The following is a 9,388-nucleotide window of genomic DNA, read 5'->3' as shown; positions in this document are numbered from 1 at the left end:
CGCCCGGTCGGGCCTGTCCTCCGACTTGATCGGGGGACCGGACGATGACAAAATGGACAATGACAACAAAGGATATGAACCACTATTTTTTGATCACATACTTCGACGATGAACCTAAAATACCAGAACAACGATCCCGGTCACCACAATGTTTAAAAACGAAAGCGGCAGCAGTCCTTTCCACCCGAGGCGCATAAGCTGGTCATAGCGGAACCGGGGAAACGTCCACCGGACCAGCATCTGAAACCAGCAAAAAAAGGCGACCTTGAATACAAAGGAAGCGACCTGCAATGTCAGGACCAGACCATGGGGAAGCCCGGCCCGAGTTCCCCATGGGAATTCAAACCCATGCTCATACAGGAAGGGGACCTGCCACCCCCCGAAAAAGAGTGCCGTGATCAGCCCGGACATGACCACAATCTCCACGAACTCCCCGATCCAGAGAAGTCCGAACTTCATCCCGCTGTACTCTAAGAAAAAACCGATGATCTCCGACTCCCCTTCCGGGAGGTCAAAGGGGACCCGCTTGGTCTCGGCCACGGCGGCTGTGAAGAAGATCAGGAATCCGAGCGGCTGGACCATCACCCCCCAGCGGGGGAGAAAGCCCCAGATGAGCTCCCCCTGCGCATGGGCGATCTCGGAGAGGCTGAGCGATCCAAAAATCATGAGGAGGCCGATGACGGAAAGCCCCATGGAGACTTCATAGGAGATGGTCTGCGCCGCGCCCCGGAGCGCTCCGAGGAGACTGTATCGGTTGGCCGAGGACCATCCGGCCAGGATCACCCCGTAGATGGAGAGCCCGGCCGCGACAAAAACAAAGAGGATCCCCACGTGGATGTCGGCCACCTGAAGCGTGATCTCCCGGTGGAACAGATGGATGGGCGGGCCAAAGGGGATCACGGCGAACCCGACCAGTGCCGTGGTAAAAGCGATAAACGGGGCCAGGGTATGAATAAAGCGGTTGCCTGAAGGCGGGACGAAGTCCTCCTTGGTCAGGAGTTTCAGGGCATCGGCCAGGGGATGAAAAAGGCCGATGAGGCGCATGCCCAGGATATCGGCGCGGTTGGCGCCGATTCTGTCCTGCATCACAGCGCTCTGTTTCCGCTCGACCCAGGTGAGGAGCAGGCCCATGACCATGAGAAAGCCGATCATCAGACCTATCTTGACGAGAATGATGACGATGTCCATTATGCCGTCCCCGTGTCCAGGCCGAGCGCCTGGGCCAGCCGGGCCAGGATATCCCCGGACCCAAGAGATTCACCGAATGGAGAGACCACGCCCTTGAACTGCTGGGCCTTCCCCTCGAAGTTGATAAAAGTCCCACCCTCTTCAAGGGACATGGCCGAGGGGAGGATCATCCGGGCAGATTCGTCTTCCGGGCCCGCGGTGCTCTTCTGGAGGATGAGGACCCCCTCTGCCCCGAAGAGGGGAGATGGTTTCTGCTTATTCAAAAGCCTGGGGAGATCATCTCCGATCATGTAGAGGAGTTTGATTTCCCCCCTGGCCCAGGCCCCCAGAATCCACTCCGCATCCTTTTCTCCGGCCGCAAGGCCGGCCTGTTCCAGGCCGCGCCGGTTCGGGAAACGGTCCTTGCGGATCAGGATATCATCTTCATATGCGGACGGGTCCACGGGAAACCCCGTGCTCACGTTCCGGACGCCAAGATGTTCCACAAAGAGCCTCTTCGCGGCCCCGGCTGTTTCACAGGTAACCGAGGGATGCACGATCAGCCCGATGCACTCAGGTCCGTCCTGGTCGATCACCTCCCGAATCCGGAGCGCCGTCTTCTTGATCATGGTCTCCCATCCCACCGGTATCATCCGCTTCCCTTCACGCATCAGGGGTTCTCCGATCCGCTCCGGTGAATCCACGGCCCGGTAACCGTAGCGCCCCGTGTCGCACATCCAGTATCCGTTCACCTCGGGGTTGTACCTTGGTCGAAAACGATAGACGCGGCGGTCGTTGATCTGGATGTCGCTCTTCTCGTTGTAATCCACGGTGATGTTGCACCCCCGTGCGCAGAAGGGGCATACGGCATCCCCATGCTTCAGCATCCAGACCCGCTGCTCAAAGCGGAAGTCTCGGTCGGTCAGGGCCCCTACCGGACAGAGGTCCACGACATTCCCGCAGTAAGGGTCTTTTAGAACCTCACCCGGATAGGTGGAGAGATACGATTCCGCACTCCGCTCGAAGATCCCCAGGCGTTTCACCTTGGATACCTCTTCAAAGAACCGGACACAGCGTGAGCAGAGCACACACCTCTCTTCGTCCATGACAATGGTGGGCCCCAGGATAAACACCTTTCTCTTGTTCCATCGTTCTTCGAGATAACGGCTGGTGTAAAGGCCGTATTCCATATAATAGTCCTGGAGAAAACATTCTCCGGTCTTGTCGCAGACCGGGCAGTCAATGGGGTGGTTGATCAGGAGAAACTCCAGGATGCTCCGGCGTGCGTCACGGACCTTATCGGTTTCGGTATGCACCACCATGCCATCAACCGCCGGTGTGGTACAAGCGGTCTGAAGCTTGGGGAGTCTCTCGATCTCCACCATGCACATCCGGCAGCTTCCCACGGCCGAAAGAGCCGGGTGGTAGCAGAACCGGGGGATGAGGATCCCCAGCCGGTCCGCGGCCTGCATCACCGTGGACCCCGGCTCAACCAAAATGCTCTTTCCATCGATGGTCAGTTTGGGCATGATGTCTCTTTCAATCCTGATCGCCTCACAAGAAGTCTTATTTTTCCCCCCCCCCTTGGAAGGGGAGTAAGGCCCTGATTCACCATCCTATGAGACTCTCATGCTTCCCTCTCCCCTGGCGGTAGAGGGTGCGGGTGAGGGGGAATCGAAAAAGAAATGCCCACCCCCACCTTTATTCTCCCCCATCCAGGGGGAGGAACCTGCTTGGGATTCGGACTCCTGATTCCCATTTCATGACAGGGACATGAATTCCTGTCGAAACTTGGTTACAAAACTCTTGACCGGCCCGGCCGCCGCATCCCCCAGGGGGCAGACCGTGCGCCCGGCCATGTGGTCTGCAATATCGAGCAGGAGGTCCGGATCGCCGTCCGTGCCCTTGCCGTTCGCAATCCGGGTCAGGACCTGCACAATCCAGCGGGTCCCTTCACGGCAAGGGGTGCACTGTCCGCAGGACTCACGTGCGAAGAACCGTTCCAGATTGAGCAGGGTCTTGACCATGGAGGTCTCTTCATCGAGGACAATGACCGCGCCGGAACCGAGCATGGAGCCTGCACGGGCCAGGGAATCGAAATCCATGGGAACATCAATCTCTTTTTCCGTGAGCACGGGACAGGAGGCGCCTCCGGGGATCACCCCCTTGATCCTCTTGCCTCCGATCACGCCGGCGGCCTCCTCCTCGATCATTCTCCGAAGCGGCGTGCCCAGGGGAAGCTCATACAAACCGGGGCGGTTCACCCGCCCGCTGATGGGAAAGAGCTTGGTCCCCCCGCTCTTTTCGGTCCCCAGAGAGGCAAACCACTCGGCCCCCTGATTGATGATGTGCGGGACATTGGCCAGGGTCTCCACATTGTTGATCACCGTGGGGCAGCGGAAAAGTCCCGCCACAGCAGGAAACGGAGGACGGACCCTGGGCCATCCCTTCTTCCCCTCGAGGGATTCCAGCAGCGCCGTCTCCTCACCGCAGATATAGGCCCCGGCGCCGTAGTGGACAGCGACATCCAGATTGAAACCGCTTTTCAGGATATTCTGGCCCAGGTAGTTCCGGGCATACGCCTCGGAAACAGCCGCTTCCATGCGCTCGCCGCCCAAGGCGAATTCGCCTCGGATATAGATGTAAGCCTTGCCCGCGCTGATGGCATAGGAGGCGAGAATCGCCCCCTCCAAAAGCATATGGGGGTCTCTCTCCAGGATCATGCGGTCCTTGAAGGTCCCCGGCTCTCCCTCGTCGGCATTGACACAAAGATATTTTTCTTTGGGAGAGTCCTTGGGCACAAAGCCCCACTTCATGCCAGTCGGGAACCCCGCTCCTCCCCGTCCGCGGAGATTGGACCTCTTGACCTCGGCCGCCACCTGTTCCGGCGTCCACGAGGAGAGGACTGTACGAAGGGCCTCGTACCCGCCGCCCTCCTCATAGACTTTCAGGGTATGGGAGCCGGGCTTGTCAAAATTCTTGGTCAATATTTTTTCCATTTTTACATCCTCTGCTTCCTCCGTGAGCCCCCTCACCTTCACCCCGTTAGAAGTTTTATCACACATTCTGCTGCTTCGTGAATTTCTTGCCAGACTTCTAACGGGGTCAACCCCTCACCCTTGCCCTCTCCCCCATTCATGGGGAGAGGGGATAATCATTAGGGAGAGGAATCTTTAAAACTCCCTCTCCCTTTGGGGAGAGGGTGGGGGTGAGGGGGAACATCAGCCAGTATTCCTTCTTTTTCCCTCGATAATCCGATCGATCTCCTCAATGGTCGCGGGCGCCAGGATCTCATCATTGATCATCACCGAGGGAGAGGCATCGCAGTGGGCCAGACATTCCACCGTACCCAGGGTGAAAAGCTTGTCCGGCGTGGTTTCCCCCACGTCAATCCCCAGGGTCTTCTTCAGATGGCCCAAAATTTCCTCGGACCCCAGAAGGGAACAACTGATGCTTTCGCAAATGAGGATCAGGTTTTTGCCTCCAGGCGCCTCGAGGAACCAGGAATAAAAGGTCACCACCTCATGGACCCGGGCCGGCTGAACCCCGATCAGCTCGGCTGCATACTTCTCCGCATCGGGAGAGATATACCCCGCCTTTGTCTGGATCACCCGCAGAATGGGGAGCAGGGCCGCCTTCTTGTCCGGGTATCGGGAAAAAATCGAATCGATCTCCTTTTCAGGAAGCTTGTACTCCATCCCGCTTTATCCTCTCTCAAGTAAAGCGATCAGCTGTCAGCGTTCAGCTATATCTTCTGTCTTCCGCGGTTACCGCCAACTGCCCACTCGCTCTTGTCGTTACTGCCCACTGATTCTCACCTGTCCAGTTCCCCGGCAATCATGTTGATGCTTCCGAAGATGGGCGTCACGTCAGCCACCATCTCTCCCTGAATCAGATGCGAAAGGGCCGCAACCAAGTGAAAGCAGGGAGCGCGGACCCGTACGCGTGCCGGGATCCCGGTGCCGTCACTCACCACGTAAAACCCAAGTTCCCCGTTCCCCCCTTCGACCGGGAAATAGGCCTCTCCGGCCGGCGGACGGATTCCATGGCCGTCCATGATCAGCTTGAAATGGTTCATGAGCCCTTCAATGGTCGTGTAGACCTGCTCCTTGGGCGGGAGCGTCATCCGCTTATCGTTTAGGCAGACCGGGCCATCGGGGAGGTCCCGCAGGGCCTGCTCCACGATCCGCATGCTCTGTTCCATCTCCGCCATGCGCACCCTGTACCGGTCGTAGGTGTCCCCATGGTCCCCCACCGGGATCTCGAAATCCATGCGGTCATAGACCAGGTAGGGCGCGGCTTTCCGCACATCGTAGGGGATGCCGGTCGCCCTGAGACACGGTCCGGTGAACCCGCAGGAGACGGCATCCTCCCGGGAGATCACGCCGACGTCCCTGGTCCGGTCATAAAAGATCCGGTTCCTGGTCAGGAGCCGGTCACACTCCTGCAGTACATCACGCACTCCGATAAAGGCGGCCCGGCACTTCCCTGCGAAGTCCTGGGTGAGGTCGCCCTTGAGGCCCCCGATCCGAGTATAGGACGTGGTGATCCTGGCCCCGGTCACATCCTCGACCAGTTCGTAGAGGTATTCCCTGGCCTTCATCATATAAAGGAATACGGTGAAGGCCCCCAGCTCCATGGCAAAGGCGCCGATGCAGGTGAGATGGTCGATGACCCGTGAGATCTCGGACATGATTACACGGACATACCCGCAGCGCTCGGTTGTGCCCGCGCCGAAGAGCTTTTCCACGGCCATGGCGTAGCCCACGTTGTTGATCAGGGGAGAGACGTAATTCAGCCGGTCGGTATAGGGGATCACTCCGGTATAGGTATGGGTCTCGGCCTCCTTCTCAAAGCACCGGTGCATGTAGCCGATCTCCACGTCGGACGCGAGAATGGTCTCCCCGCGGAGAGCCAGCATGACCCGGACGACCCCGTGCATGGTCGGGTGCGAAGGCCCCATGTTGAGGTACATGATTTCGTTCCGGATGCCGTTTTCTCCCCGCACCGAAACCCCGGACATCTTAAGCGCAACGGCGATCCGCTCCTCAATGGAAGGCCCGCGCTCAAAGGCTGTCTCGGGCCGGCTCCCCGGACCGACCCTGGGCTGCCGCCTCTCCTTGGGATAGTCCTTGCGCAGGGGATGCCCCTCGAACCCCTCATACATGAGGATCCTGCGGAGGTCCGGATGGCCGTCGAAGGTGATGCCGAACATGTCCCACGCCTCGCGCTCCAGCCAGTTGGCGGAACGGTACTCGCCTGTCAGAGTGGGCACAAGGGCATCGTTCTCTGCCACCGGCACCTTGATCCGAAGGCGGGCCCGGCTCTCCAGCGCATAAAGATGATAGACGACTTCAAAACGGGGATCCTTCCCCATCCGGTCCACCGCGGAAAGGTCCATGAGAAAATTGAACCCGCGCGCCTCCTTGAGGAACCGGACCAGATCCGGAAGGATCTCCCGAGAAATGACCACCGTGTCATCCCCCAGTAAGGAGTGGGTCTCCAGAACCTTCTCTTTGTATCTTTCTGAAATATCCTCTAATAAGGCCATGGATACTCTATTTTTTATATTTCTCTATTCTCTCAGTATACCTGCTTTTGCTTCTGTATCTTTTCCTGGAGCTTGATCAGCCCGTCGAGGACCGCTTCAGGCCGCGGCGGGCATCCGGCCACGTAGATGTCCACAGGGATGATGGTGTCGATCCCCTGCACCGTGGCGTAGTTGTCATAGAACCCGCCCGAGGTCGCGCAGACCCCGAAGGAGAGGACCCACTTGGGTTCGCACATCTGGTCGTAAACCTGTCTCAGGATGGGGGCGAGCTTGTGACTGATGGTTCCGACCACCATGAGGAGGTCGGCCTGCCTCGGCGACCACCTCGGGAGCCCCGCGCCGAACCGGTCGATATCATAATGCGAACAGGCCACGGACATGTATTCCATGGAACAGCAGGCCGTGGCAAAAGGGTATTGGAAGAGGGAATATTTGCGGGCCCACCCGATGGCCGCGTCCAGACGAGTGGTGACGGCCTCCCTTTGCAGAAGTTTCTCTAATCCCATTCCAAAGCCCCCTTCTTCCAGGCGTAGGCCAGGCCCAAGGCGAGTATCGCAAGAAAGACCGTCATCTCCATGAAACCGAAGAGCCCCAGCTTCCGGAAGAGGATGGCCCACGGATAGAGGAAGACCACCTCGATATCAAAGATGATGAAGACCATGGCGATGATATAAAATCGGACAGGCACAGGCCTGTCATGCGGGGAGATGTTCGGGATGCCGGACTCAAAGGGCATGGCCTTGGCCGGGGTCATGTTCCGGGGGCCGATGACCCTGGCCAGGTAAAGGATCCCGCCGGCCATGGCCCCCGTAATCAGAAAGAGGAGAAGTATCGGAAGATAGGTGACGGACATCTGATCCCTTTACGGCATAGTAAAAAGTCCGTCTGCGGCGTTGCGCTTCATCCTTCGTCATTGCAGCGTACTCGTAAGTACGCCTCACTCCTCAGGATTCGTGCGCCTTGCATCCGGAGCTTTTTACTATGCCGTCTATCTTGGAGGCTTTTTTAAGAGACCATTATTAATGATCATGGTCCATGATACCGGCCTCGGCTTTGAGTTTCTTGACCTTGTCTTCGGGTTCTCCCTGTTTCTTGAAATAATCGGTGAGCGCAGACTCCAGGGCCTCCTCGGCCAGGACCGAGCAGTGCATCTTGATCGGCGGGAGCCCGCCGAGGGCATCGGCCACGACCTTGTTGGTGATCTTGATGGCATCCTCGATGGTCTTGCCCTTGACCATCTCCGTGGCCATACTGCTGGTGGCAATGGCCGCGCCGCATCCGAAGGTCTTGAACTTGGCGTCTTCAATCACCCCGTCCTTGATCTTGAGATAAAACCGCATCACATCGCCGCATTTGGGATTTCCCACCTCGCCGATTCCAGAGGCGTCCTCCATCTCTCCGACATTCCTCGGATTCATGAAGTGGTCCATGACTTTTTCACTGTATTCCATATTGCCTCCTTTGTTTCTCATGCAAGCCTTTGGCAGGCAAGAACAAGTTATTTAAATATAACTAACGGGAGGGCTTCTGTCAATTGGTCCGCAACCCGCGGGTCTGCGACAAATTTATGGGTAAATATTTCTCTGGTAGCGTCATTCCCCGACTCGATCGGGGAATCCAGACATTAGAAACTGGATTGTCCGGTCAAGCCGGACAATGACAACCCTATATAATCCTGATGTGTACCAACATTTTTGTCGCAGACCCGCAACCCGCTGGTCATGTGTCATGACAAAGCCGCAGTGCCGCGTCCACATGCGGTCTATTTTAGCGTTTCTGAGAACCATCCCGCGGCCCCTTTCCATTCCTCGCCTGAAAAAGGCTCCCCAAAATACAGAACCTCCAACGGATAAATTACTGACCTCCTTAATTTATTTGTAACAACAAAAATTATCTTGACATACTTTAATTCATACGGTATCCTTAATTCCTAAAGATATCCACCGGAGGTTTTATGGACAAGTCAGTCGTGACCGGCAAGGGCCAGGTCGTCATCCCATCCAAGTTGAGGCGCAAGTTCGGGATCAAGAAAGGAACCCAGGTGTACCTTTACGAGCATAACGGCGAGATAGCCATCCGGCCCATTACGGACGAGTATATCCAAACCCTGGCGGGCATAGCCGGAACCAAGGGGAAGCTGCTCAAGGCATTGATGGAGGAAAAAGACAAGGAGCGTGAACTGTGAGGGCCGCGACAAGGGTCTTGGATTCTTACAGTCTGCTCGCCTACTTTGAGGGTGAGGCGGGAAAGGAGAAGATGATTGAGGTTCTTCGCACGGCTCGGGATTCCGGCCGCCCTCTTCTTCTTTCCGTCATAAACTGGGGAGAGGTTTTCTACATCACCTTGAGAGAAGCCGGGCGGGAGCGGGCCGGCCAACTGGCTCATCTCATTTCCACCTTGCCTGTAGAGGTCATCCCCGCCGACCTGGAACTGACCCGGCTGGCCGCGGAATTCAAAGCGAACAACAAGATGTCCTACGCCGACTGCTTTGCCGCGGCCATGGCAAAATTGCGAAAAGCGGAACTGGTTACAGGGGATAAGGAATTCAAGCAGGTAGAGGGCCAGATCAAAATCATGTGGCTTTAGCCGTGTCGGGCCGCCGCATCCCGAACATCAAAAGCAAATTTTAACGAGGCAGGAATACGAACGAACGTTTCATGCCCAAGGCAG

Annotated in this window: 10 protein-coding genes; 2 read left to right on the top strand and 8 right to left on the bottom strand. The window is 57.3% G+C overall.

The window, feature by feature from the left end; translation table 11 throughout:
• Positions 1-114 precede the first annotated feature (114 nt).
• The 8 genes from AUK29_06265 to AUK29_06230 all read right to left on the bottom strand — a co-directional run bounded on the left by AUK29_06265 (position 115) and on the right by AUK29_06230 (position 8,169).
• The gene (locus AUK29_06265) at positions 115-1,188 is read right to left on the bottom strand and encodes an NADH-quinone oxidoreductase subunit H (GenBank protein OIP63609.1); all 1,074 of its coding nucleotides are present in this window, start codon (positions 1,186-1,188) and stop codon (positions 115-117) included.
• A complete protein-coding gene (locus AUK29_06260; GenBank protein ID OIP63608.1) occupies positions 1,188-2,696 on the bottom strand; it encodes a hypothetical protein in 1,509 nt (502 codons plus the stop codon). The genes AUK29_06265 and AUK29_06260 overlap by 1 nt, the downstream gene beginning before the upstream one ends.
• A 231-nt stretch (positions 2,697-2,927) precedes the next feature.
• Complete coding sequence (locus AUK29_06255; GenBank protein ID OIP63610.1) at positions 2,928-4,166, bottom strand: NADH oxidoreductase (quinone) subunit F; 1,239 nt, start codon at positions 4,164-4,166, stop codon at positions 2,928-2,930.
• A 222-nt stretch (positions 4,167-4,388) separates the two neighbouring features.
• Positions 4,389-4,865, bottom strand: coding sequence for a hypothetical protein (locus AUK29_06250; GenBank protein OIP63607.1), 477 nt, complete (start codon positions 4,863-4,865; stop codon positions 4,389-4,391).
• Between the two features lie 116 nt (positions 4,866-4,981).
• Positions 4,982-6,718, bottom strand: a complete 1,737-nt coding sequence (locus tag AUK29_06245) for an NADH dehydrogenase (quinone) subunit D (protein ID OIP63606.1) — start codon at positions 6,716-6,718, stop codon at positions 4,982-4,984.
• A gap of 32 nt (positions 6,719-6,750) precedes the next feature.
• Complete coding sequence (locus tag AUK29_06240; GenBank protein ID OIP63605.1) at positions 6,751-7,224, bottom strand: NADH dehydrogenase; 474 nt, start codon at positions 7,222-7,224, stop codon at positions 6,751-6,753.
• Positions 7,215-7,571, bottom strand: coding sequence for an NADH-quinone oxidoreductase subunit A (locus AUK29_06235; GenBank protein ID OIP63604.1), 357 nt, complete (start codon positions 7,569-7,571; stop codon positions 7,215-7,217). The genes AUK29_06240 and AUK29_06235 overlap by 10 nt, the downstream gene beginning before the upstream one ends.
• 166 nt (positions 7,572-7,737) lie before the next feature.
• Entirely contained in the window at positions 7,738-8,169 is a 432-nt protein-coding gene (locus AUK29_06230; GenBank protein OIP63603.1) for a Fe-S cluster assembly scaffold protein NifU, read from the bottom strand.
• Between the two features lie 503 nt (positions 8,170-8,672).
• On the opposite strand from AUK29_06230, the gene AUK29_06225 reads away from it, so the two are divergent.
• Both AUK29_06225 and AUK29_06220 read left to right on the top strand, forming a co-directional pair.
• Entirely contained in the window at positions 8,673-8,903 is a 231-nt protein-coding gene (locus AUK29_06225) for a hypothetical protein (GenBank protein ID OIP63602.1), read from the top strand.
• Complete coding sequence (locus tag AUK29_06220) at positions 8,900-9,304, top strand: hypothetical protein (protein OIP63601.1); 405 nt, start codon at positions 8,900-8,902, stop codon at positions 9,302-9,304. Before AUK29_06225 ends, AUK29_06220 begins: the two co-directional genes overlap by 4 nt.
• Positions 9,305-9,388: the final 84 nt, after the last annotated feature.

The organism is Nitrospirae bacterium CG2_30_53_67 (genome assembly GCA_001873285.1).
GTDB lineage: Bacteria > CG2-30-53-67 > CG2-30-53-67 > CG2-30-53-67 > CG2-30-53-67 > CG2-30-53-67.
The sequence above is the reverse complement of the archived record's forward strand: the minus strand, read 5'-3'. Positions and strand labels throughout refer to the sequence as shown.